Consider the following 26,281-nt stretch of genomic DNA (forward strand, 5'->3'; position numbering starts at 1 on the left):
AACAAAGATCCAGTGTTTTTGCATTTTTATTTAAAAAACAGTAATTGTGATGACTTTAAAAAATGGGGAAACTCAAAAAAAATCCGATATGATGTTGTCTCCCGTTTTGGTTGTTTTTTGCTATGAGTACAACCCCAGTGTAAGTACAAAACATTTCCTTTTCGCAGCGCATTTACCAATTCGGCTTCATTCCCGTCCGTATGTTCAGCGCCATCAAATGCTTTTTTATTACGAAATATACCGTTTCATAATCAGCGGCTTTTTCTTCTCGTATCATCATAAAAGATACCGACCTATTGCAATCTATTACTTTCTTTTCCGTTATTGGTCTGGTCTTTTCAGCGATTATTCGGGTGCATATAAATAGCACCTTTTCACATGGTCATTTACCATTCCGATTGCCTGCATATACGCATAGACAATCGTACTGCCTACAAACTTAAACCCTCGTTTTTTTAAGTCTTTGCTGATTCTGTCTGAAAGCGGTGTTGCTGCAGGAATTTCAGCTTCCGATTCAAAATGATTATAAATCGGTCTGTTCTCAACATAAGACCAGATAAATGCGTCAAAACTTCCGTATTCTTCTTGAACTTTCATGAATTGCTGTGCGTTTGTGATTGCCGACCTGATTTTCAGCCTGTTGCGAACAATATTGGCATTTTGCATTAACCCGTCAATCTTCACTTCATCATAGAAGGCTATCTTTTGATAATCAAACGCATCAAAGGCTTCTCTGAACGCCGCCCTTTTATTCAGTATCGTCAGCCATGACAAGCCGGCCTGCATTCCTTCGAGAATGAGCATCTCAAATAATTTTCTATCATCATGAACCGGCTTTCCCCACTCCGTATCATGATACTCCTTATAGAGTTCCGTGGTTGCCCACGAACATCTTTCTCTATTGTCCTTTTTCATGAGGTCTTCCCTTTCGCAAATACCCTTTTCTTACGCTATTCGCTGTGTCTATCCTATCATAGAACTGCGATTTTTTCCATCACGAATAAAAATCAGATTTCCGTTTTTTAATGTTGCCTGCTCCCACAGCTTTCTAAAGAGATTGCTTGCCAAACCATACAACCCGTCTATTGCTAATGTTTTTTATCTGGTCGGTCTGATTGAAAGCTGGGGACATGGAATGGAAAAATTTCAGGGACAGCCTCCTGTTTAAAATTATTTTCTTTTTAAATATTTGATGGCACAAATAATTACCAGAATAATTGCGACTATTGATAGAAATTCTTTAAAAACATTAAATATTATCAATAAAATTGCATAATTCATTAATACACCTCCTATATTGCATTATGGGGCTGTCGGGAAATGGCAGATTCACTACAATATATACAGGAGTTTATTCAGACTCATAACCGTATATTGTATATGGATTCCATTTCCCGACAGCCCCTGATATTTTACTATATATATTTTGTAATAATATCATCCCGTTCCTTTGCGTGGCTTTTTGACCACTGCTCCCATCGTTGGCCGGAAGCCTGCGCCGCCTTGCCTAGTTCTACCATAAGAGCCGGCATATCCTGTTCCAATATAGTAACAGAACCATCACCAAACCGTGCCTCACCGAGCCGGTCACTTCCCCCAAGAGTCATTTTAAATGCAGGACAAGAAGCCTTGTCTACCTTCTTCACGCCCCCCTGAAATCCGATACTTCCCGCCTGATGGGCTGCACAGCTAGACGGGCAGCCGGATATACAAATTTTAGGCAATGCGCCGTCTGAAATTCCCGCTTCCCGTACTGCCTTTACGATTGACCGCAGCACGCCCTGACTGTCACGTACGCCCTGCTGACAAGTAGCAGCGCCAATACAGGCAACGCTATGCTCAAATTCTGTCTGCGCACCATCATCGGTTGCCGCAAGAATCTTCTTTGCCTCATAAGAATTGAGATTTATGATATATAAACTCTCATCTGGAGCAACTCGGATTTCTGCCCCTTCCATATCCTTAAGCAGCTCATAAAGCTGACGTGGTTTCTCTACAGGCAGCAGACCGCCAATCGGATGATACTTCACCGCATACAGACCAGGCTGCTTTTGAGGAATGGCACGGACATGTTCTATCAGATTATCATCTGTCTGTTTTGTAATCTCCGCCTTCTCAAATCCTGAAAGCTCCAAGTCCCCGGCGGCTCTAAGCGATTCTACTTGTTTTAAAAAAGCTTCCCTCAGACCGTCACATCCCAGTGTGTCCTGCAGAAACCGTGTACGCGCTTTGGCACGGTTTTCATAATTGCCATGAGCACAAAAAACATCCACCATTGCCTGAACATAATAGAGTATATCCTGCGGTTTCACATGTTCTTCCACTAATACCCCCATCGAAGGATTGACCGCTCCAAGACCGCCGGCAATACGCAGTGCAAAAGTTCCATCCGGCTGAGCCAGAAACCCCATATCCCGGAAAGCACTGTGAACGCAGTCATCCACACCGTTGCAGAAAGCAATCTTAAGTTTACGGGGCATGTGAATATCCCGGCATATAGACAAAAGATAACGGGTTACTGCCTCTGCCCATGGTATCACATCAAAAGCTTCCCCCGCCTGAACACCGGACAATGGACTTGCCATTACATTTCGGGGATTGTCACCGCCTCCGCCTTTTGTATAAATCTCACAGCCAATCGCCTCTTCCATAATCTCTGGTACCTGTACAACAGACAAATCGTGAAGCTGGATTGTCTCGCAAGTGGTCAGCTTTATTCTGCCAATCTGCTCTCTCTCTATAATCTCTGCTAAAAATTTCAGCCTCTCCAAAGTCAGCCTTCCGCCGGGCAGGCGCAGGCGCAGCATGTGTCTGGAAGGATCTCTCTGTGCATAACTGCCCAAACCGCCGGAAATGCCTTTATATGACTTGCGCTCGATTTCTCCTTTATCAAATGTATTTATCGTATTTTTGAAATCTTCAATTTCTTCAAGGAAAATACTTGTCCATTGTTTGTCCATCTTTTTACCCTTTCTTTCAGACTGTCATAATATTTCAAGTAGTTCAAAACCGGCTTCTGCTTCGGATTAGTATACTACAAAAATAGTTTCTTTATAACAACTTTTCTCAGCTTACTTTACAAGCAGTGATTTTCCTGTCATTTCTGCCGGTTGTTCCATTCCCATCAGTTCGATCAGAGTAGGTGCAATATCTGCCAGACATCCGCCTTCTCTGAGTGTATATGCCGGATCGGCATTTACCAGAATGAAAGGAACTGGATTGGTTGTATGAGCAGTAAATGGCTCCCCTGTCTCATCATCGATCAACTGTTCTGCGTTGCCGTGATCAGCACAGATAAACATCTGTCCATCCACATCTTTTATTGCCTGAACAGTCTTGCCAACACATTCATCCACAGCCTCGATCGCCTGGATTGCTGCCTCTTCCACACCTGTATGTCCTACCATATCTGGATTTGCAAAGTTAATAATGATCACATCATATTTTCCGGAACAAATTGCTTCTGTCAGCTTATCGCATACTTCATAAGCGCTCATTTCCGGTTTCAGGTCGTATGTTGCAACCTTCGGAGATTTTACGAGAATTCTGTCTTCTCCCTTATTTGGCTCTTCTACACCGCCGTTGAAGAAGAATGTAACATGCGCATACTTCTCTGTCTCAGCGATACGCGCCTGTGTAAGACCATTGTCTGCAAGAAATTCACCAAATGTATTTGTAATCTCTTCTTTTACAAAAGCCACCTGCTTATTCTCAATAGTTACATCATATTCTGTAAAGCAGACAAATGTTGTCTTCACTCTTTCCCCTCTTTCAAAGCCTGTAAATTCATCATCACAGAATGTTCTTGTGATTTCTCTTGCTCTGTCCGGGCGGAAGTTATAGAAAATAATGGAATCATTTTCCTTGATTGCAGCAAGCGCCTTGCCATCCTTTACAACAACAGTAGGAAGCACAAATTCATCTGTTACTTCCTTATCATAAGAGGCCTGGATTCCTGCAGGTGCACTTTCACAAGTCTCGCCTTCACCGAATACAAGCGCTCTGTACGCCTTCTCTACACGATCCCAGCGGTTGTCTCGATCCATTGCATAGTAACGTCCTGCAACGCTGGCTACCTGCCCCACACCGATTCCTGCCATCTTAGCTTCTAATTTCTCTACATATTCTTTTCCAGAAGCCGGAGGCGTATCACGTCCGTCAAGGAAACAATGTACATATACTTTTTCAATTCCCTGTTTTTTTGCCAGTTCCAGAAGACCTGCAACATGGTCAATGTGGCTATGCACGCCGCCGTCGGACATCAATCCCATCATATGCAAGGAACTATTGTTTTTCTTTACATTTTCACATGCTGCCAAAAGCGCTTTATTTTCAAAGAAATCGCCGTCCTGAATTGCCTTTGTAATCTTCGTCAGATCCTGATATACAATTCTTCCTGCTCCCATGTTCAGATGTCCTACCTCTGAATTACCCATCTGTCCGTCCGGCAGCCCGACTGCCATTCCGCTTGCATTTCCTTTTACAAAAGGATACTCTTTCATCAAGTTGTCCATAACAGGAGTTTTCCCCTCTGCCACTGCATTTCCTTTTGCATTATCATTCAGTCCATATCCGTCTAAGATCATCAATACGGTTGGTTTTTTACTCATCGTTGTTCTCCTTTATTATTTGAAATCATAAAATCGTGGAGAGCTTCCGCAGAAACTCCCCACGACTTAGGTTCTCTGATCTATCGGCTTATTTGTAATTTACAATCTTACCAAAATCAGCCTTCAGGGATGCTCCGCCCACAAGACCGCCGTCAATGTCTGCCTGCGCAAACAGTTCTGCAGCATTACCCGCATTTACAGAACCGCCGTACTGAATACGAACTGCCTCTGCTGTTGCCTCGTCATACATCTCAGCAATACAAGCACGGATGCCTGCGCAAACTTCTTCTGCCTGCTCTGTTGTAGCTGTTTTTCCTGTTCCGATTGCCCAGATCGGCTCGTAAGCGATTACAGAAATCTTAGCCTGATCTGCTGTCACATTCTGGAATCCAACCTTTACCTGCTGACGGATAAAGTCCATTGTCACACCCTGTTCTCTCTGCTCCAGAGTCTCGCCGCAGCACATGATCGGTGTAATGCCGTGCTCAAGTGCCTTCAGAACTTTTTTGTTTACGTCTTCATTTGTCTCACCAAAGTACTCTCTTCTCTCAGAATGTCCAAGAACTACATATTTTACACCTGCATCTACAAGCATGTTCGGTGCGATCTCACCTGTGTAAGCGCCGCTTTCCTCAAAATACATATTCTCAGCGCCAACCTGGATGTTGCTTCCCTTTACAGCCTCTACTACCGGAACAATGTCGATTGCCGGTACGCAGAATACTACATCCACTTCCTCATTAGCAACAAGTGGTTTCAGTTCCTCTACAAGTGCAACAGCCTCACTTGGAGTTTTGTTCATTTTCCAGTTACCTGCGATAATTTTCTTTCTTGCCATAATAATGGTCTCCTTTTAAGTATATTTTCTAATTCGCTCTCGCTCGTCCTCGCTAAGTTGCTTTTGTGCTCACTGCCAAAGCTGGTATCTTCTCTCAACTAACCTCGCGCCCGTGCGCTCGCTAAGGTTCGAGAAGGACCTCGCACTAAGCTCTGACTTCGCTCCCGCTCGTCCTCGCTAAGTTGCTTTCGGTCTCGCCAAGCTTTTTACGGGTATGTTCAGTCTCGCTAGGCTCGAGAATACCTCGTCAACCTCGCTGAACTAAGTAAACGCTAGGCTCGAAAACACCTCGCCAAGCTTTTTACTTATCGTTAGCTGCTGCTACTCCCGGGAGTTCTTTACCTTCTAAAAATTCCAGTGAAGCGCCGCCGCCTGTAGAAATGTGTGTCATCTTGTCGCCATATCCAAGTTGGTTTACTGCCGCTGCGGAATCTCCGCCGCCAATAATTGTTACAGCATCTGTCTCTGCCAGCGCTTTTGCAACTGCTTCGGTACCTGCTGCGAACTTCGGCATCTCAAATGCGCCCATCGGTCCGTTCCATACAACTGTTTTAGCTTCCTTTACAGCATCCGCATAAATTTTTGCAGTCTCAGGTCCGATATCCAGTCCTTCCCAGTCCTCTGGAATCTCTCCACGTCCGACAATCTTTGTATTTGCATCATTTGAGAAATCATCTGCAATAACGTTATCTATTGGGAGAAGCAGTTTCACACCCTTGTCTTCTGCTTTTTTGATCATATCCAGTGCATACTGGCAGTAATCCTCTTCCAGAAGAGATTTGCCAACACTTCCACCTTGCGCTTTACTGAATGTATAGGACATTCCTCCGCCGATGATCAGTGTATCTACTTTCTCAAGCAGATTTTCAATTACGGAAATCTTACTGGAAACCTTTGCACCGCCAAGAATTGCTACGAATGGTCTCTCTGGATTGTTAACTGCATTTCCGAGGAAGTCAATTTCTTTCTGCATTAAGTATCCGACAACAGCCGTATCTACGAACTGTGTCACGCCTACGTTAGAACAGTGTGCTCTGTGAGCAGTACCAAACGCGTCATTGACAAATACATCACACAGTGAAGCAAGATCCTTGCTGAATGCTTCGCCGTTCTTTGTCTCTTCTGCTCTGTAACGTGTATTCTCAAGAAGAACTACCTCTCCATCCTGCATTGCCTCAACAGCAGCCTTTGCATTCTCTCCTACAACCTCTGCATCTGCTGCAAATTTCACTTCCTGTCCAAGCAGTTCAGATAAACGTGCAGCAACCGGTGCCAGTGACAGTTCCGGCTTCGGCTCTCCCTTTGGCTTGCCAAGGTGAGAACAAAGAATCACCTTTCCTCCATCGGAAATCAGCTTCTTAATTGTCGGAAGCGCTGCAACCAGACGGTTCTCATCTGTGATTTTCCCGTTGATCAATGGAACGTTAAAATCACATCTGCAAAGCACACGTTTGCCCTTTACATTAATATCATCTACTGATTTTTTGTTAAGCATAATATTGCCTCCCTTATATTTAATAAAAGTAACTATTCAGCCTTCCGGCTTCATAGTCACTGAATCCCCCTGTTAAGTTCACTTCGGTGAAAAGGCGGATTCTTTATATTTGCAGATATAAACAGGGTCCGGTCCTTATGAGACCGGACCCTGTGTGAGTCTATTTTTGGATTATCATCCGTTCAATATTCTCAAGCTTCGGATTACATTAATGTTCCGAAGTGTTTGATTGTTCTTACCATCTGGCTTGTGTAAGAGTTCTCATTGTCATACCATGATACTACTTGTACCTGTGTTGTTCCGTTATCCAGCGGAAGAACCATTGTCTGAGTAGCATCGAACAGAGAACCATATGTCATTCCAACGATATCGCTGGATACAATTTCATCTGTGTTGTATCCGAATGACTCATTAGCTGCTGCCTTCATAGCTGCATTGATCTCGTCAACTGTAACTGTTCCTTCTACTACTGCTGTCAGGATAGTTGTTGATCCTGTCGGAGTCGGAATACGCTGAGCAGCTCCGATGAGCTTGCCGTTCAGTTCTGGAATAACCAGACCGATTGCCTTAGCTGCACCTGTGCTGTTCGGTACGATATTAACTGCTGCTGCACGAGATCTTCTCAGATCGCCTTTTCTCTGCGGTCCGTCAAGAGTCATCTGATCTCCTGTATAAGCGTGGATTGTACACATAATACCTGTCTTAATCGGAGCAAGATCATTCAAAGCCTTAGCCATCGGTGCAAGACAGTTTGTTGTACAAGAAGCTGCAGAGATGATCTTATCATCTGCTGTAAGCTTATCGTGGTTTACATTATATACGATTGTCGGCAGGTCGTTTCCAGCCGGAGCGGAAATAACAACATATTTAGCGCCAGCATCAATATGAGCCTGTGCTTTAGCTTTAGATGTATAGAAGCCTGTACACTCCAGAACTACGTCAACACCGATTTCTCCCCACGGAAGCTCTGCTGCGTTAGCTTTTGCGTAGATTTTGATTTCCTTTCCGTCTACTACGATAGAATCTTCTTTTGCTTCTACCTTGTCAGCCAGAGCGTATTTACCCTGAGATGAGTCATACTTCAACAGGTGAGCAAGCATAGTCGGAGATGTCAGGTCGTTAATTGCTACAATTTCAAATCCCTCTGCTCCGAACATCTGTCTGAATGCAAGACGTCCAATACGTCCAAATCCATTAATCGCTACTTTTACTGCCATGATTAATTCCTCCTAAAAGTTTATAAATTGTTAACTGTTACTACAGTCTATTATGGTGAAATCTCAACACCCAAAAAGTTTGTTAAAGATTCATCAACTGAAATTATTGTACTAAATTGAGAACAAAAATTCAAGTCCTATTTCCATTTTTTCGGACATTGAATATATTTTCTCTATTCCGTTTCTCTATTCCGTTATATTTTCAAGAATTCCGGTTTCCGGTTCCTGAACTGGGTATAGTAAGTAAAACCACATAGTTTCAATACTTCCTCAGCTCTTTTGAAATCATATGCCACATGTTCCGGCTTATGTGCATCAGAACCAACCGTAATGATCTCGCCGCCCAGCTCCCTATATCTCCGAAGCACATCCGGATGCGGATGGCAAAAATCCAGTCCATATTTCCATCCCGACGTGTTCAGTTCAATTCCCCTGCCGGAAGCAATGACCTTTTTCAAAACTTCATCCAGTATATCACAAAATCTTTCATAAGAATAGGCTTCTTCCTGCCGCCTTCCATATCGCACAATATAGTCAATATGTCCAAGCACATCAAAATCTTCAATCTGATCTAAATTGCTGAGTGTCTCGTCAAACGCTTTCTGGTACATCTGTCTGTCTGTGTATTTGTCCCACCAGTCTTTATAATAAGGATCATCCTTTCCTATCACGTGAACAGAACCTATAACAAAATCATAAGGATACTGATTGACCAGTTCTTTATAAAAACTTCCCAGATGGGGCTGCATTCCAATTTCAATTCCGATTCGCACGTCCAGCTTTTTGGCGTATTCTTTTTTAACCGTTTCTAATCCCCTGACATATGCTTCACTGTCAAACTGAAACAGCACTTCCTCATATTTCTCAGGGTAATCTGCATCCCAGTGGTCTGTGATACAAACCGTTTTCATTCCTTTCTCTATGGCAGAATTCAGAACAGCATGTACATCTGCTTCACTGTCTGCTGAAAATGCCGTGTGTATATGAAAGTCTCCTGAAATCACAGTATTGTTCCACCTCCCAGCACATAGTCATCCTTGTAAAACACGACTGCCTGTCCCGGAGTCACAGCCCTCTGCGGTTCATCAAACATACAAACCAGCTCATCCTCACCTGTCTTTTCGATCGTACCCCAGACACCCTTATGATTATATCGTATTTTTACAAAAACATGCATGGATTCCGTTAAATCCTCTACTGCCATGAAATTCAGCTGATTCGCTCTCAGAGATTCTGCCATAGATTCTGCATGGGTTCCGATAACCACCTCATTGGTTTCGGGACGGATTGCCAGCACAAAAGCAGGATACCCCAATGCCAGCCCAAGACCTTTTCTCTGTCCTACGGTATAATGTATAATACCTTTGTGCTGTCCCAAGACCTTTCCCTCTAGTGTTACGAAGTTGCCTTCCGGCATTTTTTCTCCGGTTTTTATTTCTATATAAGAAGCATAATCTCCATCAGGTACAAAACAAATATCCTGACTGTCCGGCTTGGATGCCACTCGAAGCCCGATTTTCTCTGCGATCGCGCGAATTTCATTCTTAGAATAAGCCCCCGCCGGCATCAGCGTCCGCTTTAACTGCTCCTGTGTCAGATTATACAAAGCATATGTCTGATCCTTATCGAGTGTGGCAGAACGCTGAAGTGTATACCGTCCGTTCGGAAGCTGAACCACTCTTGCATAATGCCCTGTCGCAATATAATCCGCACCGATCGCAAGACTTCTCTGCAGAAGAGATTCCCATTTTACATACCTGTTACATGCGATACACGGATTTGGTGTTCTGCCCTCAAGATATTCCTCTATAAAATAATCGATGACATTTTTCTTAAAAGACTCTTTGAAATTCATCACATAATAAGGGATGTCAAGAGCTGCCGCAACACGTCTTGCATCATCTACAGCGCTTAATCCGCAGCAGCCTCCGTTTTCTTCCTGTACTGCCTGTTCCTCGTCCTGCCAGATCTGCATTGTAACACCGATCACATCATACCCCTGCTCCTTTAACAGATATGCCGCTACAGAAGAATCCACACCTCCGGACATTCCAACCACTACTTTACTCATTAATATTCCTCTTCTTCCTCTTCCTCATCCTCGTGGATATCAGATTTTGGTTTCTCCAGTCCCTCAATCTTGATGTCGTGTTTCTCTGCATAATCCCAAAGTGCAGCATGAATTGCTTCTTCTGCAAGCAACGAACAGTGTACCTTTACCGGTGGAAGTCCATCCAGCGCTTCCATAACTGCCTTGTTTGTCACCTGTAACGCTTCATAGATTGTCTTTCCCTTTACCAGCTCTGTTGCCATACTGCTTGTCGCAACAGCGGCTCCGCAGCCAAACGTTTTGAACTTCACATCACGGATCACTTTATTTTCATCAATATCCAGATAAATACGCATGATGTCTCCGCACTTCGCATTACCCACAGTTCCTACACCACTGGCATTTTCAATCTCTCCTACATTTCTTGGATTTTGAAAATGATCCATCACTTTTTCTGTATACATAACCTGTTACCTCCTAAATTTCCCTCTGTTTCTCTTTTCTATTTCACGTCTTAAGTTCTATTGCAGAAGATATTACTGTTCACAGCCTACTGTTGTGCACAGCAACCTGAAGATATTTCTTATTTACTCTGCTTCTTCACAAAATCCTCGTACAACGGAGACATATTTCTTAAATTCTGCACTATTTCTTTCAGAGATTCTGCTACATAGTCCAAATCTTCCTTCGTAGTCTCGTCACTGAGAGTCAGCCTAAGTGAACCATGTGCAATCTCATGAGGCAGTCCGATCGCCAGAAGCACATGAGACGGATCCAATGAACCAGATGTACAGGCAGAGCCGCTGGAAGCACAGATTCCTTTCATATCCAGCATAATGAGCAGAGATTCTCCCTCGATAAACTGAAAACTAAAGTTTATATTGTTCGGCAGACGATTCGCTCTGTCACCATTTAACCGGCAGTATGGAATCTCTGTTTCTATCCTCTTTATCAGATAATCCCGCAATTCACGTTCTTTTGCAGTACGCTCCTTCATTGTTGTCACAGCACGCTCTGCCGCTTTTCCAAAGCCAACGATTCCCGGTACATTTTCCGTGCCCGCGCGGCGCTTTCTCTCCTGTGCCCCTCCATGGATAAAGGAACGAATCTTCACCCCTTTACGGATATACAAAAAGCCGATTCCCTTCGGTCCGTTCAGCTTATGTCCGCTGGCACTTAACATATCGATATGACATGCATCCACATCGATCGGCACCTGTCCAAAAGCCTGCACCGCATCTGTATGGAATAGAATTCCATGCTCTTTGGCAATCGCTCCGATTTCCTGAATCGGCTGGATCGTTCCGATTTCGTTATTCGCAAACATAACAGAGATCAGGATCGTATCTTCCCGGATTGCCTCCCGAAGCTGCTCCAGCTTCACCTCTCCATTCCCATCCACATCCAAATAAGTAATCTCAAATCCTCGTTTCTCCAGATATTCACAGGTATGCAGAATCGCATGGTGTTCAATCTTGCTTGTAATGATATGTTTTCCTTTTGCTCCATAAGCCTCCGCCGTTGCAACCAGCGCCCAATTATCAGACTCACTTCCGCCCGCAGTAAAATAAATTTCATTGGGTGCAGCGCCTAATGCGCCTGCAATCTTCTCTCTCTGAGCTGTAACCACTTCTTTATTGGCTGCCGCAAATCCATACACACTGGACGGATTACCATAATACTCTGTAAAATACGGCATCATCGCCTCTACTACTTCTGGTGCTGTTTTTGTTGTTGCCGCATTATCCAGATATATCAGTCTGTCCATTTCTCTTCCTCCTGTCTCTTCTATATCTTAATTTCCACATGTAATCTTGTCAGATGTACCACACAGCTTTTTGCTTTCCGCAACGAGCTGATCCAGTTTTATCTCATCTACCGTCTGGTTGATACTGTCATTGATCCGCTTCCAGACATATTTGGTTACACAACTGTCCGCAGACTTACACCCATCTTCTGGCAGAAGCCCCGGACAATCTACTGGTTCCAGGTTCCCTTCCAAAGCCCGCAGAACATCCCCTACGGAAATATCTTCCAGTTTCTTTGCCAGCATATAGCCGCCCCCTGCGCCACGGGTACTTTTAACAAGACCACTCTTTTTCAAAAGTCCCATCAGCTGCTCTAAATATCGTTCCGAAATTCCCTGCCTGTCCGATATACTTGTGATGGAGACAGGCTCTTTTGTACTGTATTTTGCCAGATCGATCACAGCACGCAGTCCGTATCTTCCCTTTGTAGATAATTTCAAATTCTCACCTTCTTTATTCCTAGAATTTTAATCCCTATTATTTTACTGGGATTTATTCCTTCTGTAGGATATCACCCTTCCTCTGTTCTGTCAAGGCACAAAATGGAATATGATGTAAAAACCATGTTATATCAGGAGATTTCACGTGTCTGGAAAACAAAACATCATCCGTGGTACTATTATATTAACTTTGACAGGGTTCCTAAGCCGTTTCATGGGTTTCTTCTACCGTATTTTCCTAAGCCGTACATTCGGAGCCGAAGGAGTGGGATTGTATCAGCTCATTTTCCCTGTTTATGCACTCTGCTTTTCACTGACCACCGCCGGGATTGAAACTGCAATTTCCCGCACAGTTGCCTGTAAGATGTCTCTCGGAAAACGAACCGAAGCCCGGCAGATTCTTCGCGCCGGACTTCTGATTGCTTTTACACTTTCCTGTATATGCACTATTTTACTGCAGCACTATGGGAAATTTATTGCCACCCAATTCTTAGGTGACGAGCGTTGTATCCCATTACTGACAATCCTTTCCTATACCATGCCTTTTTCTGCCATCCACAGTTGTATCTGCGGTTACAGCTATGGATTAAAACAAACAAAAATCCCGGCACTGTCCCAGCTTGCTGAGCAGACTGTGCGCATTCTGGCCGTTTACTTATTGTACCAGCTTCTTATAAAACAAGGACGGACTGTATCCATTTCTATTGCAGTATGCGGACTTGTCATCGGAGAAATGGCTTCTGCACTTTACACATGTCTTGCCTTATCAAAAGAAACCAGAAAATTCGGACGCCTGTCACTGAGTTATCAGGCATTCTGGAAATCTTCCCGTGAACTGCTTGTCCTTTCGGTTCCGCTGACTGCCAACCGGATCCTGATTAATTTCCTACAAAGTGTGGAAGCGATCTCTATCCCCGGAAAGTTACAGCTATACCGGCTCAGTGCATCAGAAGCATTGAGTGTTTACGGAGTCTTAAACGGAATGGCGCTGCCTTGTATCCTCTTTCCTTCTGCCATCACAAGCTCTGTTGCAATTATGCTCATGCCGACTGTAGCAGAAATTCAAGCAGCTGAAAACAAAAGGAAATTATGGATCATCATCCGCAAATCTACAGGCGCCTGCTTCTTATTGGGCATGTTCTGTTGTCTATTTTTCCTGCTGACTGGCAGTTTCATCGGCATAACATTATTTGGCAGTAAAACTGCCGGACAATTTATTGTTACACTGGCATGGATCTGTCCGTTTTTGTATACAAACAGCGCCCTGATCAGCATCATCAACGGATTAGGGAAAACAGGCTCCACTTTCCTGATCAATACCTTGGGTCTGGTGATTCGTATCGGAGGGGTTTTCTTTGCCATCCCCAGATTCGGAATCCAGGGATACTTGTGGGGACTGCTTGCGAGTCAGCTGGCGGTGAGCCTTTTGGCAATAAAAAACATCTTTCATATTCTAAAAAAATAAAGCCGCAAAACAGGTTGCATAGCACCTTTCATTTCCTGTTCGGGCTGAGTGCTCACCTACTGTTACTCAGCCCGCGTAACGGAAACCTTTCGTTGCTATTATAAACCTGTTTTGCGGCTTTAATCCATTAAAGAGCTCCATCTCTCAAAGGGTTTTTAGAAAAACTTGTAAAAATAACGGATTTATGTACGCTTCCAGAACAATTCCCATAGTCATCATCAGTACGACAAAGACTGTCTTCTGACGGTTCCAGGTACTTATAGATACAGTCATAGCATACCAGAGAAGTACCACATATGCGGGTATATATAAGATAAATTGAGGCATCACACCCACAATACAGAGAATAATTCCCTTCACTCCCATGCTAAATGCCGCCATTGTAAGAAGCATTCCGCCCAAAAAGCCCGTCCACACAAGAAATATTCCTGCTGCTATCCTTCTTGCCCTTGTAAATATAAGTCCAGTCATCACCAAAAACGGAAACAGCCTGGTTCCCGCCAGATATACGATGTATTCAGGCGCCGTCACTTCTGCCAAAGCATACTGCTTCAAAAAATACTCACTGAATATCCCCGATTCTGCCAGATATTGTCCGGCGATCAGATTCACATACAGAATCCCCAGCAGAAATCCCGGCATAAAAAATGCAAACATCCGCTTTTTAGTTTGAAGTGTCTTCACAGCTTTTCCTCCCAATGCTCAGATACTTCAATATATGCCTCAAATCCTATATTTATTCACAGGATGCACTGCTCAGCGCAGCCTCAACTCCCGGACTGTCATTTCCTTCTATTTCTGATATTTGACTGCATACGCCATTAATGCAGAAACTGTCTTAGAATCTTCGATTTCTCCTGTCAAAATCTTTTCTTTTAACTCATCCAATGTGTACGCTTTCAATTCAATAAATTCATCTTCGTCTAGATGCTGGCTGGATGGAATCAAATTCCGTGCGACAAACACCTCGATTCGCTCATTACAAAAAGCCACAGTTGTCCGAAGTGTGATCAGCCACTCCAGATTGTCACAGCGAAATCCTGTCTCTTCCTCCAGTTCTCTTCCCGCACATTTAATTCCCGGCTCATCTTCTGCATCTAAAGCTCCTGCCGGAATCTCCAGTGTATACCGCTCCAGAGCATTTCTGTACTGTCTGACCATCAAAATCCGTCCGTCTTCCATGACCGGCACAACCGCGGCTGCTCCTTTATGACGGACAAAATCCCAAATTGCAGTATGTGTTCCATTAATCTCCATCGTATCCTGATAGAATTCCAAAATAGTTCCTTTAAATTTTAACTCTCGTTTAATACGCTTTACTTGTTCACCCATTGCTTTAACTCCTGTTTACTAGTATTTTGTTCTCTATGACATTCTGCCTGTCGTATACATAGCACACTACCATAAAACCCCTGCCTATTAAATAGGCAGGGGTCGTACTTTCTAAACTGGTCTGATTCAAATCGTCCCTTCTTTTGAGACAATTTCTGATTATACTATTTCGCGTAATCAGTTACCCGTGACTCGCGAATTACATTTACCTTGATCTGACCCGGATATTCCAGCTCAAACTCAATCTGCTTGGCAATATCTCTGGCCATAAGTACCATCTCATCATCAGATACCTGTTCTGGAACTACCATTACTCGAATCTCTCTACCTGCCTGAATAGCAAAAGACTTATCAACCCCCTTAAACTGGTTGCTGATCTCTTCTAATTGTTTCAATCTGTTTGTATATGTCTCGATGGTTTCACGTCTTGCGCCCGGTCTTGCCGCTGAAATTGTATCAGCCGCCTGTACAACACATGCGATCAATGTCTGTGGCTCCACATCACCGTGATGTGATTCTACAGCATTGATAACTGTTGCAGACTCTTTGTATTTTCTGCAAAGATCTACTCCGATCTGAATATGGGAACCTTCAACATCATGATCGATGGATTTTCCTATATCATGTAAAAGTCCCGCACGCTTTGCCATGCGGACATCCAGCCCGATTTCTCCAGCAAGAAGCCCCGAAAGCTGTGCAACCTCTATGGAATGCTTTAATGCGTTCTGTCCATAGCTGGTTCTGAACTTCATACGTCCCAGCAGACGGATCAGTTCCGGATGGATGCCCGGCACACCAACTTCCAGTCCTGCGGCCTCCCCTTCTTCCCTGATCATCGAGTCAACTTCTTTCTGCGCTTTTTCTACCATTTCTTCAATTCTTGCCGGATGAATACGCCCATCGACAATCAATCGCTCTAAGGCAATTCTTGCCACTTCGCGGCGAATCGGATCAAATCCGGAAAGTACAACCGCTTCCGGCGTGTCATCGATAATTAATTCCACACCTGTCAGCGTCTCCAGAGTACGGATATTCCGTCCCTCTCTTCCGATAATTCTCCCTTTCATCTCATCGTTCGGCAGCTGGACTACAGAAATTGTAGTCTCTGCCACATGGTCAGCAGCGCATCTCTGAATTGCATTGACAACATATTCTTTCGCTTTCTTATCAGCGCTTTCCTTTGCCTGTGCTTCCAGTTCTCTGACCATCTTAGCAGTGTCATGCTTTACATCATCTTCAACAGTTTTCAACAGATATTCTTTTGCTTGTTCGGAGGTAAGTCCTGAGATTCGTTCCAGTTCCTGTAACCTTTGCTTGCTGAGTTCTTCCACTTTCTCTTCGCGTTTTTTCAGCTGCTCTTCTTTAGCTGTAAACTTGGCTTCACGTTGTTCAATCGCCTCGGACCGCTTATCAACAGATTCTTCCTTGGCAAGTACACGTTTTTCATAACGCTGCAATTCAGACCGTCTTTCTTTCGTCTCTTTCTCCAGTTCATTCTTCGTCTTAATAGACTCTTCCTTCACCTCTAAAAGAGCTTCTTTCTTCGTTGTTTCAGCAGTCTTAACGGCATCATCAATGATTTCTCTTGCTTTGCTTTCTGCATTCCCAATCTTAGATTCTGCATTCTTCTTCAGATTGGATACAGTCACAAAGTGTACAATAACACCTACTATCAACGCGAGGGCCACAGCAATAATGATTTCCATTATCGGCACAGGAGCACCTCCTTATTTAATTTTCATTGTACAAATATAGCTCAATACAACAGTTAAATTTTATACTGTTTTCACAATTCTGTCAAGCATTGCCGTATATCTTTCGTCAGTTTATGTGTAACTATTGTTTTTCATCCTGACATCTCTTCGATTACTTTACGGACCTCTTCATAATGAAATCCTTTTCGTGCCAGATAACCATAAAGTTTATATATCTCTCCCTCATCCGCCTGAGTAATATCTATACGGCGTTTTACGATCAGCCTGCGTATAGCTTCTGACTCTCCTTCTTTCTCATAACAGACTTCAAAGGCAAGGTCAATCTGTTCCAAAGACACTCCTTTTTTCAAAAGAGCAGCACAGATTTCCTTCTTGCTTTTACTGCTTTTACGGCTTTCTATATAGCTCTCCGCATATTTATCATCATTCAAATATCCAAAAGAACGGACATAATCCATTGCCGTCTCTATAATATCCTCTGGATACTGATTCAGCCGCAGTTTTTCTTTAAGTTCCTTTTCCGTCCGCGCCATATCCGTCAGCAGATGAAGGGCCCGGAGCTTCGCCCGTTTTAACACAACTTCATTATAAATCTTCTCATAGACTTCCCCTGTAATCTCTGCCTCTTCAGCTATCCCAAAACGTTTAAGTTCGCCTTTGTATAACACAAAGGCGAACTCCTCGTCTATTTCTACTCTGAACTTTGTTTTTGTAACTGATTCTACTTTCGTTACCTGCATCCTGTTCCCCGTTCTTTTACACAAATCATATCCGCAGCAGTTCTTTACTTTTCACTGCTCTCTTCTACTTTATCTTTCGCTGTCTTGTCCTTCGCTGTCTTAGCCGTCAGCTTCAGATCATCAGCTGCGCCCGCACTCTGAGTTTCCTCACCGAGATGATAATGTGCCCGCACCTTCTGTTCAATCTCCTCCATCACTTTTGGATTAGATTCCAGATAATTCTTGGCATTCTCGCGTCCCTGGCCAATCTTATCACCCTCATAGGCATACCATGCGCCGCTTTTCTTTACGATATCAATCCCGGCTGCCAGATCCAGAATGTCCCCCGAACGGGAAATCCCTTTTCCGAACATAATATCAAACTCTGCCTCCTTAAACGGCGGCGCAATTTTATTCTTTACAATCTTGATACGTGTCCGGTTACCTACCATCTCACCGCTCTGCTTCAGCGTCTCTGTCCGTCTCACATCCATACGTACAGACGCATAGAACTTCAATGCACGTCCGCCTGTTGTCGTCTCCGGACTTCCAAACATCACGCCTACCTTCTCGCGCAGCTGATTGATAAAAATAACGATGCACTCAGACTTGCTGATCAACGGTGTCAGCTTACGCAGCGCCTGCGACATCAGCCTTGCCTGTAATCCCACATGGCTGTCCCCCATCTCGCCTTCAATCTCCTGTCTGGGAACAAGAGCAGCCACCGAATCAATAACGATAATATCCATTGCACCGGAACGTACCATTGTTTCAGCGATCTCCAATGCCTGATCTCCGCTGTCCGGCTGGGAAATATAAAGCTCGTCAATATCCACACCAATATTCTTTGCATATACCGGATCAAGTGCATGCTCCGCATCCACAAATCCCGCAATTCCTCCGCTCTTCTGCACTTCTGAAATCATATGTAATGCAACGGTCGTCTTACCACTGGACTCCGGCCCGAACACTTCTATCACACGTCCCTTCGGAACTCCGCCCAGACCCAGAGCCAAATCCAGACTCAAACATCCGGTTGGAACTGTTTCTACACTTACACGAGCAGAGGGATCTCCCAGCTTCATCAAGGCTCCCTTGCCAAAATCTTTCTCAAGCTTCGCTATAGCCGCCTCCAATGCTTTCTTCTTATCTTCACTGTTATTTAACTTTTCAACACTCACACTTGTACTTGTCTTTGCCATAATTCGTCTCCTTTTGATACGAACAGTTGTTCGTTTCTATTGATATAGTATTATACTTGTTGTAAAATGTCAACAAGATTTTTTATAAAATAATTTTACACCTTTTCCTATGTCATAAATAGGACTCAAGTATGGATAAAAAAGCTTTTTCACTTTTGGGATCACATATCAGATTTTGATATTTTTGAATCTTAGAATCATTACTTTTGCGGGTGCATTTATCTTAACACACCCGCACCATATTCACAATAGAATTTGAACTATTTCTCTTTTAATACGACCTTGCGGATATAGGCAAATGTCTTCACCTCTCCCTTCTCCGCAAGCATACGTAAGAGCTTCTCCAGGAGTGCTTTCGTCTCTGGGTGCATCACATATGCTTCTGTTCCGCCTTTCATGAAATAATTCAGTGCATCACAGTCCTTATATTGCCGCCCCCGGTACACTTTGCTGGCCGCCATCCGGTCCAAAAACATTTCCACAATATATTTCACCGGCATTCTCATACCGATCAGATTCTTGCTGCCATCAACACCATAATCAATCCAGTATTCATAATGATGCTTATTGCGGCCCTTGTGATGAAGCCATGCACGTGACAGTCCCGTTGCCTCCCGCTCTGCGTTGTTAGGGCTTCTGTTTCCCTGGTAATACTTACATCCCACCAAAAATTCCGCAGGGCTGTACTTTGACAAGTCATGAAGAAGTCCCTGTTTATATAACCCTACTCGGAAACACGCTTTCATCACCAGTATTTTATGTCTTGTGATTGTACAAAAATGTCCAATTGCTTTCATTTTTTCATCACCTTCCAACCAGAAATGCTATACTTCTTGCTTCCAGTCTGATCCTTTTCTGATCTTCTATCAGAGTTTCTTCTGTCTGCATGTCCGTTCCGGTATTGTATACCAGATACCACTTCTTCCTGTTCGGCAGAGTCGGCAGGGCATATTCATGACCGGTCCAATGCATATTGCAGGCAATGTAACAATCCACATCCTTTACATCCGCACCACTGTACATCACACCAAGCTGACGGCTGGGCACTTCCGCCGGAGCCTGCCATGCATTTTCACCGTGATAAGACACATCCGGCATTCCGCACCCGATCACATCCTGTTCCAGAAGTCTCTGCTCCTTATGAAGCGCCGGATGCTCTCTGCGAAGGGCGATCAGGCATTTCACATATTCCAGAAGTCCTCCGTTTCGTTCCGTACCATTCCAGTCCAGCCATGCGATCTCATTGTCCTGGCAGTAAACATTATTATTGCCTTTCTGACTGTTCCCAAATTCATCTCCCGCCAAAATACACGGAGTTCCCTGTGCGGTCAGCAGAAGAGCAAATGCATTTCTGATCTGATTGTTCCGCAGCTCCACAATCCGTTTCTTTCTGCTCGGACCTTCTACACCGCAGTTCCAGCTGTAATTATAATCTGGTCCATCGAAATTTCTTTCTCCATTTGCCTCATTGTGCTTGCCGTCATAGGACACCAGATCATGCAATGTAAACCCTGTTTGTCCCGTAATATAATTACATTTTCCATCTGCCTTTGTATTATGCTTGAATGCCTCCATCACATCACGCACCATTCCCTCGTCCCCTTTTAAAAAACGGCGCATAATATTCTGAAATCCATCCTCCTTCTGCATCAATTTTATGCCTTTTAGCAAAGGATCCTGCTTCAACGAATCCCACGGAACAATATACGGATTCACAATAAACCCGTCAATATGATATTCCAGCATATAGTATTTGAGACATTCTACTGCGATCTGCGGCAAAATTCCCTCATAGAATGGCATCTCGAGGACTACTTCAATTCCTGCCTTATGAAATGCCTTCACCATATCCTTTAATTCTTCTGCCGCATGTCCGCAAGCGCTGTAGGCTGTCTTCGGCGAGAAAAAATACCCCTTTCCATATCCCCAGTAATTAACCTTTCCATCTACAATTTCGTCAAATTCATATATCGGCATACACTGAATCTGATTAATTCCTAGTTCTTTCAAATAAGGAATTTTCTCTGCGGCTCCCGCAAATGTTCCTTTTCGCTTCACTTTAGAAGAACTGTGCTTTGTAAATCCGCGTATATGGAGACTGTAGGCGGTCACCTCATGATAAGGAATCTTTAAATATGTGTCTCCTTCCCAGTCATATTCTGCATCTGGAAACTTTCCGCGGATTTCATGAGCTTCTGCGTTTATTTTTTTCCCAAACTGTCTCGTTCGGGCAAGTCCCTTTACAAAAGGATCCACAAAAACCTTGCCGCCAATTCGATAATTGTACTCGTATTTTCGTCCGTCCAGACCTTCCACTGCCAGAAAACGGACTTCTCCTAATCCTTCCTCTTCCGGCATCTCAAATATTGTTCCCGGCTCCTTATGTCCTACCCGATACAACAGCAGCTCACACCGCTTTCCCGCCGGTACAGATACTGCAAAATTTACTTTTCCGTTTCCGTACGTTACACCAAACGGCTGCGGGTAACCTTCCACTTTTTTCATACTCTGCCTCTCCTTCTACTGCCATCCATCGGTTCCATATAATTCAACATTATCTCTGGTGATCAGAAATGTTTTTTCAAATATCTCATTTTCAAAACTATCTCCGTTCAATACTGCCAGCGCAGTTTCTACTGCCCGTTTTCCGATATTGATCGGCGACTGTGCACCTGTTCCTATTAAAGACAGATTATTCTCTGCCAGTTTCTGTTTCACCTCAGGAGAACCATCCACTCCATAAATCAGAACCCCTTTCTTGTCTGCTTCCTCTACTGCTTCCAGCGCTCCCAGCGCAATAGGGTCGTTTCCGCACATAACCGCGTCTATTTCAGGATATTCTGCCAGAAACTTCTTCATTGCCTCTTTTGCCTTTTCCCGGTCACCCTCCACATCTGCACGGTTGAGCACCTCGAATCCGGAATTGGCAATGGACTCTTCAAATCCTGTAATCCTCTGATTAACAGAATTATGTGAAGAACGTTCTAATATAACAACCTTCCCGCCGTCTGGCAGGCGTTCCTTTAAATCTTCTCCGCATACGAACCCGGCATTTTTATTGTCTGATCCGATAAATGCTTCTGTAAGACTGCTGTTCTTTACTTGTGTATCCACATTGATCACCGGAATTCCTGCATCATCAAGAGCTTGCAGCCCCTCATTAATCTGTTCACTATCCACCGGACACAGGAAAACAGCCTTAACGCCCTCGTCGATCAATTCCAAAATCTGCTCATTCTGAAGCTGTGCATCATCCTGCGGGTCTCTGCTCATCATACGATGCCCCTGAGCCTCAAGTTCCGTTCGGACTGACAGTTCAAGTGTCTCAAAATAAGGATTTCCCGTACCAGTTCCGCTGTACCCGAAAAGGTATCCGCTTTTCTCTTCTTCTGTTCCTTCCTTATCCCCTTTCTCGATAACTGCATTATCTTCCGGTGTTCCTACATTCTTTTTGCAGCCGGTTACCGCTGCTGCAACGATCATTACTGCAAAAAGAACACTCAGTACCCTTTTTTTCATGCTGCATCCTCCTGTTATATAATTACTGAATTTTCATATATGCATACTTGTATAACATTGTTTTTCAATATAATATGTACTTTTCATTTTACAGTGGCTTTTCTATGATTGTCAAGTAACAGAATCCTCTTGCGTTTTATCTTCAGATTTGCTAGAGTAAACTTAGCATTTGAATAACGAAAGGAGATTACCATGAACGAAACAATGGATACTGTTACACTGCTTCTGGACAATGACGAATCTGTAGAATGCGCAATTCTCTGCATCCTCCCGGTACAGGGCAAGGATTACATCGCTCTGCTTCCGTTGGATGACGAGGGAGATACCGAGGAAGAGAGCCGCGTATTTCTCTATCGTTATATCGAACATGAAGACGGCGAACCGGAACTTGAGAATATTGAAGACGATGAAGAGTTTGATGTCGTTGCCGATGCTTATGACGAGTGGCTGGATACACAGGAATATGAAGAACTGGATTTAGACGCCCTTGGATTAGATTCCCTGGAATAATCACACTACTATTCAAACAATTCATCAACAAAGCGGGAAGGCGCTGCGTCCTTTCCGTTTTTTATTTTCACATAAGTAATCTGAAGAATCTCCTTTGCCCGTGTCATTGCCACATAGAACAATCTCCGTTCCTCTTCTTCCCCGGTTTCTTTCAATGCCTTCTTATAAGGAATCTGTCCCTCATTGGTCTGAATCACAAAAACCGCATGAAATTCCAGTCCTTTAGCTGCGTGCATAGTCATCAGTCTGACTCCCGAACGATTCTGATCCTGTTTCTGTGTTCTTGCCCTTAGTTCACTGGTATATGCTTCAATCTGTGTAAACCACTCTTCTGCCGTCTCATAAGGCTTTGCCGCCTCTTCAATTTCCGAAAGCACCTCTGACAGACTGCTTTTCTGGATTCCTTTAGACTGGGCATATTCCCTCAGAAAGTCATCATAGCCGATTCGTTTTCTTATATACTGTATCGCCGCATAAGGAGCCATCTTCTTCAACATTTTTAAATCCCACTCGAATTGGTCGATCCGGTCCTGCATCCACTCTTTTTCCTCATATACTTTCCGCAATTCCTCAAAAGAAATGTCTCCGCCTCCTGCTGCTGCATCCCTCCCCAGATACCGCAGCGGACGGTTCATTACCTGCAGGAAATCCGCACGGGTAATATGTCCCGACGCCATACGCAGATAGGCACAGATATCCTTTGCAATAAAATGGTCATACAGGTTTGGCATGTGTTCTCTCATTTGAAATGGAATCTTTTGCTCTACCAGCCGGGCAACTACCGCCCTGACATCTGTATGAATCCGGTAAAGAATTGCAATCTGCTCTGCTTCCACACCTGTATTCAAATATTTCTCAACTTCCGAGACAACATATTCCGCCTCTTCTGCAGAATCCTTTACTTCCTGCACATGAAGGCTGTGCCCTGCCGGTTTTTCCGCCTGAATCACCTTTTTAAAGCGCACCTGATTATGTCCGATAACCTTCTGGGCATTTCGCACAATATTGACTGTTGAACGGTAGTTCACATCCAGTACGATCTGCTTCGTCTCAGGATAGTCCTTTTGAAACTGAAACATCAGTTTTGCATCTGCTCCCCTGAATCCATATATAGCCTGATCATCATCCCCAACAGCAAACAAATTCCGCTCCGGCTCTGCCAGCATACGGATAACATCATACTGCACCTGATTGATATCCTGAAACTCATCAATCAAAATATATCGAAACTTATCCTGCCACAATTTCAGTGCATCAGGGCGCTTCACAAACAAGTCATAACACAATACCAGCATATCGTCAAAATCAATTTTCCGAAGCTGTTTACGCATCTTCTCATATTCCAGATAAATACTGCGAAAAACATCAGGCGCACAGCATTTACTTTTATATTCTTCTATAGAAGCCCTGTGATTTTTCACAATACTGATTTCATTGACGACTTCCTGCAAGAAATCTTCTTCGTCAAAAATTTCCAGATCCTCCCGCTGATCAATAATCTGGCGCAGCAGCCGGTATCTGTTCTCTTCTGCAAAAATATTTTCTGGTCCCAGTTTGTATGCCCACTTCAAAATCCCGTAATAAATTCCGTGAAAAGTACCCATTGTAACCGGAAGCCGTTTTCCATCCATCAGCGACTGCAGTCTCAGCTTCATCTCCGCCGCCGCATATTTAGTAAAAGTAATGACCAGAATTTCTTCTGGCCTTACTTTACAAACCTCTATGAGGTACTTAATTCTGTTTACAATCGTCAGTGTCTTCCCAGAACCCGGTCCCGCCAGTACAAGGCACGGCCCCCTGTTGTGAGAAATCGCCTGTTTCTGAGCCTGATTAAAACTCATTTCCACCTCTTTACTTCTAACTACTTATTGTCTCCAGCTATACAACTCAAGCAAAACGCTATGCATTGAGCTTTTCAATTGCTGCATAAATTCGCTTCAGGGACTCTTCCCTGCCAAGAACTTCCATGATTTCCGTTGCCCCTCCCGGTGTATTCTGCTTACCGGACACGGCGGTACGGATCGGCCACATCACATATCCGATCTTATATCCCTTCTCACCCGCGAATGCCTTCAGGCTTTCAAACAAAGCGTCATTACTATAATCCCTCTGAGCCTCCAGTACCGGAATAAGTTCTTTTAATGTCTCCAGAGAATTTTCCGCATTAGTTTTCATCTTCTTATGTGTATACATGACATTGTCATACTCTGGAACTTCCTCGAAAAAGTCAATCTGCTCCTTAATATCAGGCAAAATTTCAATTCTTGTCTTCACAAGAGCAGCAATCTTCTTTAAATCGAAATCTTTCGTTACAACCTCGCGGATATACGGCTCTGCCATCTCGTAAAAACGGTCAAAGTCCATCGCTTTTAAATACTCGCCGTTCATCCATTTCAGCTTCACAATATCAAATACAGCCGGAGATTTGCTCATATGACGGTAATCAAATGCTTCTACCAGATCTTCCAGGCTGAAGACCTCACGGTTGTCTGTCGGACACCAGCCAAGAAGCGCCACATAATTCACAACAGCCTCTGTCACAAATCCCTGAGCAATCAAATCTTCAAAAGAAGAATGACCGCTTCTCTTGCTTAACTTCTTATGCTCTTCATCCGTGATCAGCGGACAGTGTACATATACCGGAACCTCCCAGCCAAAAGCCTCATACAGCCGGTTATACTTTGGCGCAGAAGACAAGTATTCATTGCCGCGTACCACATGACTGATTTCCATCAAATGGTCGTCTACCACATTTGCAAAATTATAGGTCGGATATCCGTCAGACTTAATGAGAATCATATCATCTAATTCTGCATTGGGAACGGTAATGTCTCCGTAAATCTCATCATGAAAGGTGGTCATGCCTTCATTTGGTACATTCAGACGTATAACCCACGGCTTGCCCGCCGACAAATTTGTCTCTACCTCTTCTTTTGTAAGATTCAGGCAGTGCTTGTCATATACAACAATTTCCGTACCGCTTTCGGATACAGATGTCCGCAGAGAATCCAGACGTTCCTTATCACAGAAGCAATAATATGCATCTCCCTGTTCTACCAGCTGTTTCGCATACTTCAGATACAGACCAGAAGCCATACGCTCGCTCTGGATATAAGGACCGTATCCTTTATCCTTATCTGGTCCCTCGTCATGAACAAGCCCTGTCTTCTCCATTGTACGGTAAATGATTCCCAATGCTTCCTCTACAAATCTCTCCTGATCGGTATCCTCAATACGCAGCAGAAAATCTCCATTCTCATGCTTTGCGATCAAATATGCATAAAGCGCCGTGCGAAGATTCCCGACATGCATTCTTCCTGTGGGGCTGGGCGCAAATCTTGTTCTTACTTTACTCATAATC

At 43.9% G+C, this 26,281-nt stretch carries 23 protein-coding genes; 2 read left to right on the plus strand and 21 right to left on the minus strand.

Translation table 11 applies throughout. The annotated features are described in order from the left end of the window. Window positions 1-345 precede the first annotated feature (345 nt). From NFS18_RS07495 to NFS18_RS07545, 11 genes are all read right to left on the minus strand, one after another. Entirely contained in the window at window positions 346-915 is a 570-nt protein-coding gene (locus NFS18_RS07495) for a DNA-3-methyladenine glycosylase I (RefSeq protein WP_251389466.1), read from the minus strand. Window positions 916-1,415: 500 nt separating this feature from the next. After that, the gene (locus NFS18_RS07500) at window positions 1,416-2,960 is read right to left on the minus strand and encodes a nitrite/sulfite reductase (protein ID WP_251389467.1); all 1,545 of its coding nucleotides are present in this window, start codon (window positions 2,958-2,960) and stop codon (window positions 1,416-1,418) included. A 111-nt stretch (window positions 2,961-3,071) separates the two neighbouring features. Then, entirely contained in the window at window positions 3,072-4,610 is a 1,539-nt protein-coding gene (gene gpmI, locus NFS18_RS07505) for a 2,3-bisphosphoglycerate-independent phosphoglycerate mutase (protein ID WP_251389468.1), read from the minus strand. An 88-nt stretch (window positions 4,611-4,698) separates the two neighbouring features. After that, window positions 4,699-5,448, minus strand: a complete 750-nt coding sequence (gene tpiA / locus NFS18_RS07510) for a triose-phosphate isomerase (protein WP_251389469.1) — start codon at window positions 5,446-5,448, stop codon at window positions 4,699-4,701. 301 nt (window positions 5,449-5,749) lie between these two features. Beyond that, a complete protein-coding gene (locus tag NFS18_RS07515; RefSeq protein ID WP_251389470.1) occupies window positions 5,750-6,943 on the minus strand; it encodes a phosphoglycerate kinase in 1,194 nt (397 codons plus the stop codon). Between the two features lie 203 nt (window positions 6,944-7,146). Beyond that, entirely contained in the window at window positions 7,147-8,160 is a 1,014-nt protein-coding gene (gene gap, locus NFS18_RS07520) for a type I glyceraldehyde-3-phosphate dehydrogenase (protein ID WP_251389471.1), read from the minus strand. 194 nt (window positions 8,161-8,354) lie between these two features. Further along, window positions 8,355-9,164, minus strand: coding sequence for a histidinol-phosphatase HisJ family protein (locus NFS18_RS07525; RefSeq protein ID WP_251389472.1), 810 nt, complete (start codon window positions 9,162-9,164; stop codon window positions 8,355-8,357). After that, on the minus strand, window positions 9,161-10,231 hold the full coding sequence (gene mnmA, locus NFS18_RS07530) for a tRNA 2-thiouridine(34) synthase MnmA (protein ID WP_251389473.1): 1,071 nt from the start codon (window positions 10,229-10,231) through the stop codon (window positions 9,161-9,163). Before mnmA ends, NFS18_RS07525 begins: the two co-directional genes overlap by 4 nt. Beyond that, window positions 10,231-10,674: a Fe-S cluster assembly scaffold protein NifU gene (gene nifU / locus NFS18_RS07535; protein WP_251389474.1), complete on the minus strand. Its 444-nt coding sequence runs from the start codon at window positions 10,672-10,674 to the stop codon at window positions 10,231-10,233. Before nifU ends, mnmA begins: the two co-directional genes overlap by 1 nt. A gap of 119 nt (window positions 10,675-10,793) precedes the next feature. Further along, window positions 10,794-11,978 carry a cysteine desulfurase NifS gene (nifS, locus tag NFS18_RS07540; RefSeq protein ID WP_251389475.1) on the minus strand — a complete coding sequence of 395 codons (1,185 nt, stop codon included), beginning with the start codon at window positions 11,976-11,978 and terminating at the stop codon, window positions 10,794-10,796. Window positions 11,979-12,005: 27 nt separating this feature from the next. Then, the gene (locus NFS18_RS07545; protein ID WP_251389476.1) at window positions 12,006-12,458 is read right to left on the minus strand and encodes an RrF2 family transcriptional regulator; all 453 of its coding nucleotides are present in this window, start codon (window positions 12,456-12,458) and stop codon (window positions 12,006-12,008) included. 145 nt (window positions 12,459-12,603) lie between these two features. Between NFS18_RS07545 and NFS18_RS07550 the strand changes: the two genes are divergently transcribed. Next, the gene (locus tag NFS18_RS07550; RefSeq protein WP_251389477.1) at window positions 12,604-13,923 is read left to right on the plus strand and encodes a polysaccharide biosynthesis protein; all 1,320 of its coding nucleotides are present in this window, start codon (window positions 12,604-12,606) and stop codon (window positions 13,921-13,923) included. Window positions 13,924-14,067: 144 nt separating this feature from the next. Here the strand turns inward: NFS18_RS07550 and NFS18_RS07555 are convergent, their stop codons facing one another. The 8 genes from NFS18_RS07555 to NFS18_RS07590 form a co-directional block, all read right to left on the minus strand. Then, a complete protein-coding gene (locus tag NFS18_RS07555; RefSeq protein ID WP_251389478.1) occupies window positions 14,068-14,607 on the minus strand; it encodes a stage II sporulation protein M in 540 nt (179 codons plus the stop codon). 108 nt (window positions 14,608-14,715) lie between these two features. Further along, the gene (locus NFS18_RS07560; protein ID WP_251389479.1) at window positions 14,716-15,255 is read right to left on the minus strand and encodes an NUDIX hydrolase; all 540 of its coding nucleotides are present in this window, start codon (window positions 15,253-15,255) and stop codon (window positions 14,716-14,718) included. A gap of 164 nt (window positions 15,256-15,419) precedes the next feature. Next, the gene (gene rny / locus NFS18_RS07565; protein WP_251389547.1) at window positions 15,420-16,961 is read right to left on the minus strand and encodes a ribonuclease Y; all 1,542 of its coding nucleotides are present in this window, start codon (window positions 16,959-16,961) and stop codon (window positions 15,420-15,422) included. A gap of 140 nt (window positions 16,962-17,101) precedes the next feature. Beyond that, entirely contained in the window at window positions 17,102-17,710 is a 609-nt protein-coding gene (locus tag NFS18_RS07570) for a regulatory protein RecX (RefSeq protein WP_251389480.1), read from the minus strand. Window positions 17,711-17,754: 44 nt separating this feature from the next. Further along, window positions 17,755-18,891: a recombinase RecA gene (gene recA / locus NFS18_RS07575; RefSeq protein ID WP_251389481.1), complete on the minus strand. Its 1,137-nt coding sequence runs from the start codon at window positions 18,889-18,891 to the stop codon at window positions 17,755-17,757. 260 nt (window positions 18,892-19,151) lie between these two features. Beyond that, window positions 19,152-19,688: a DUF5662 family protein gene (locus NFS18_RS07580; RefSeq protein WP_251389482.1), complete on the minus strand. Its 537-nt coding sequence runs from the start codon at window positions 19,686-19,688 to the stop codon at window positions 19,152-19,154. Between the two features lie 7 nt (window positions 19,689-19,695). Continuing rightward, a complete protein-coding gene (locus NFS18_RS07585) occupies window positions 19,696-21,396 on the minus strand; it encodes an alpha-amylase family glycosyl hydrolase (RefSeq protein WP_251389483.1) in 1,701 nt (566 codons plus the stop codon). Window positions 21,397-21,411: 15 nt separating this feature from the next. Then, a complete protein-coding gene (locus NFS18_RS07590; RefSeq protein ID WP_251389484.1) occupies window positions 21,412-22,410 on the minus strand; it encodes a sugar ABC transporter substrate-binding protein in 999 nt (332 codons plus the stop codon). A 192-nt stretch (window positions 22,411-22,602) separates the two neighbouring features. Here NFS18_RS07590 and NFS18_RS07595 point away from each other — a divergent pair, with 192 nt between their 5' ends. Next, the gene (locus NFS18_RS07595; protein ID WP_251389485.1) at window positions 22,603-22,920 is read left to right on the plus strand and encodes a DUF1292 domain-containing protein; all 318 of its coding nucleotides are present in this window, start codon (window positions 22,603-22,605) and stop codon (window positions 22,918-22,920) included. An 8-nt stretch (window positions 22,921-22,928) separates the two neighbouring features. Here NFS18_RS07595 and NFS18_RS07600 read toward each other — a convergent pair whose 3' ends face one another. Then, window positions 22,929-24,761: an ATP-dependent helicase gene (locus tag NFS18_RS07600; RefSeq protein WP_251389486.1), complete on the minus strand. Its 1,833-nt coding sequence runs from the start codon at window positions 24,759-24,761 to the stop codon at window positions 22,929-22,931. Window positions 24,762-24,819: 58 nt separating this feature from the next. After that, a complete protein-coding gene (gene gltX, locus NFS18_RS07605; RefSeq protein ID WP_251389487.1) occupies window positions 24,820-26,277 on the minus strand; it encodes a glutamate--tRNA ligase in 1,458 nt (485 codons plus the stop codon). Between the last annotated feature and the right edge of the window lie 4 nt (window positions 26,278-26,281).

Origin of the sequence: Mediterraneibacter agrestimuris, assembly GCF_943193195.1 — a bacterium.
GTDB lineage: Bacteria > Bacillota > Clostridia > Lachnospirales > Lachnospiraceae > Schaedlerella > Schaedlerella agrestimuris.

Coding starts and splice junctions, on each gene's coding strand:
- NFS18_RS07495 (WP_251389466.1), bottom strand. CDS start 915: ATGAAAAAGGACAATAGAGAAAGATGTTCGTGGGCAACCACGGAACTC.
- NFS18_RS07500 (WP_251389467.1), bottom strand. CDS start 2,960: ATGGACAAACAATGGACAAGTATTTTCCTTGAAGAAATTGAAGATTTC.
- gpmI (WP_251389468.1), bottom strand. CDS start 4,610: ATGAGTAAAAAACCAACCGTATTGATGATCTTAGACGGATATGGACTG.
- tpiA (WP_251389469.1), bottom strand. CDS start 5,448: ATGGCAAGAAAGAAAATTATCGCAGGTAACTGGAAAATGAACAAAACT.
- NFS18_RS07515 (WP_251389470.1), bottom strand. CDS start 6,943: ATGCTTAACAAAAAATCAGTAGATGATATTAATGTAAAGGGCAAACGT.
- gap (WP_251389471.1), bottom strand. CDS start 8,160: ATGGCAGTAAAAGTAGCGATTAATGGATTTGGACGTATTGGACGTCTT.
- mnmA (WP_251389473.1), bottom strand. CDS start 10,231: ATGAGTAAAGTAGTGGTTGGAATGTCCGGAGGTGTGGATTCTTCTGTA.
- nifU (WP_251389474.1), bottom strand. CDS start 10,674: ATGTATACAGAAAAAGTGATGGATCATTTTCAAAATCCAAGAAATGTA.
- nifS (WP_251389475.1), bottom strand. CDS start 11,978: ATGGACAGACTGATATATCTGGATAATGCGGCAACAACAAAAACAGCA.
- NFS18_RS07560 (WP_251389479.1), bottom strand. CDS start 15,255: ATGGGTGAACAAGTAAAGCGTATTAAACGAGAGTTAAAATTTAAAGGA.
- rny (WP_251389547.1), bottom strand. CDS start 16,961: ATGGAAATCATTATTGCTGTGGCCCTCGCGTTGATAGTAGGTGTTATT.
- NFS18_RS07570 (WP_251389480.1), bottom strand. CDS start 17,710: ATGCAGGTAACGAAAGTAGAATCAGTTACAAAAACAAAGTTCAGAGTA.
- recA (WP_251389481.1), bottom strand. CDS start 18,891: ATGGCAAAGACAAGTACAAGTGTGAGTGTTGAAAAGTTAAATAACAGT.
- NFS18_RS07580 (WP_251389482.1), bottom strand. CDS start 19,688: ATGAAAGCAATTGGACATTTTTGTACAATCACAAGACATAAAATACTG.
- NFS18_RS07585 (WP_251389483.1), bottom strand. CDS start 21,396: ATGAAAAAAGTGGAAGGTTACCCGCAGCCGTTTGGTGTAACGTACGGA.
- NFS18_RS07590 (WP_251389484.1), bottom strand. CDS start 22,410: ATGAAAAAAAGGGTACTGAGTGTTCTTTTTGCAGTAATGATCGTTGCA.
- NFS18_RS07595 (WP_251389485.1), top strand. CDS start 22,603: ATGAACGAAACAATGGATACTGTTACACTGCTTCTGGACAATGACGAA.
- NFS18_RS07600 (WP_251389486.1), bottom strand. CDS start 24,761: ATGAGTTTTAATCAGGCTCAGAAACAGGCGATTTCTCACAACAGGGGG.
- gltX (WP_251389487.1), bottom strand. CDS start 26,277: ATGAGTAAAGTAAGAACAAGATTTGCGCCCAGCCCCACAGGAAGAATG.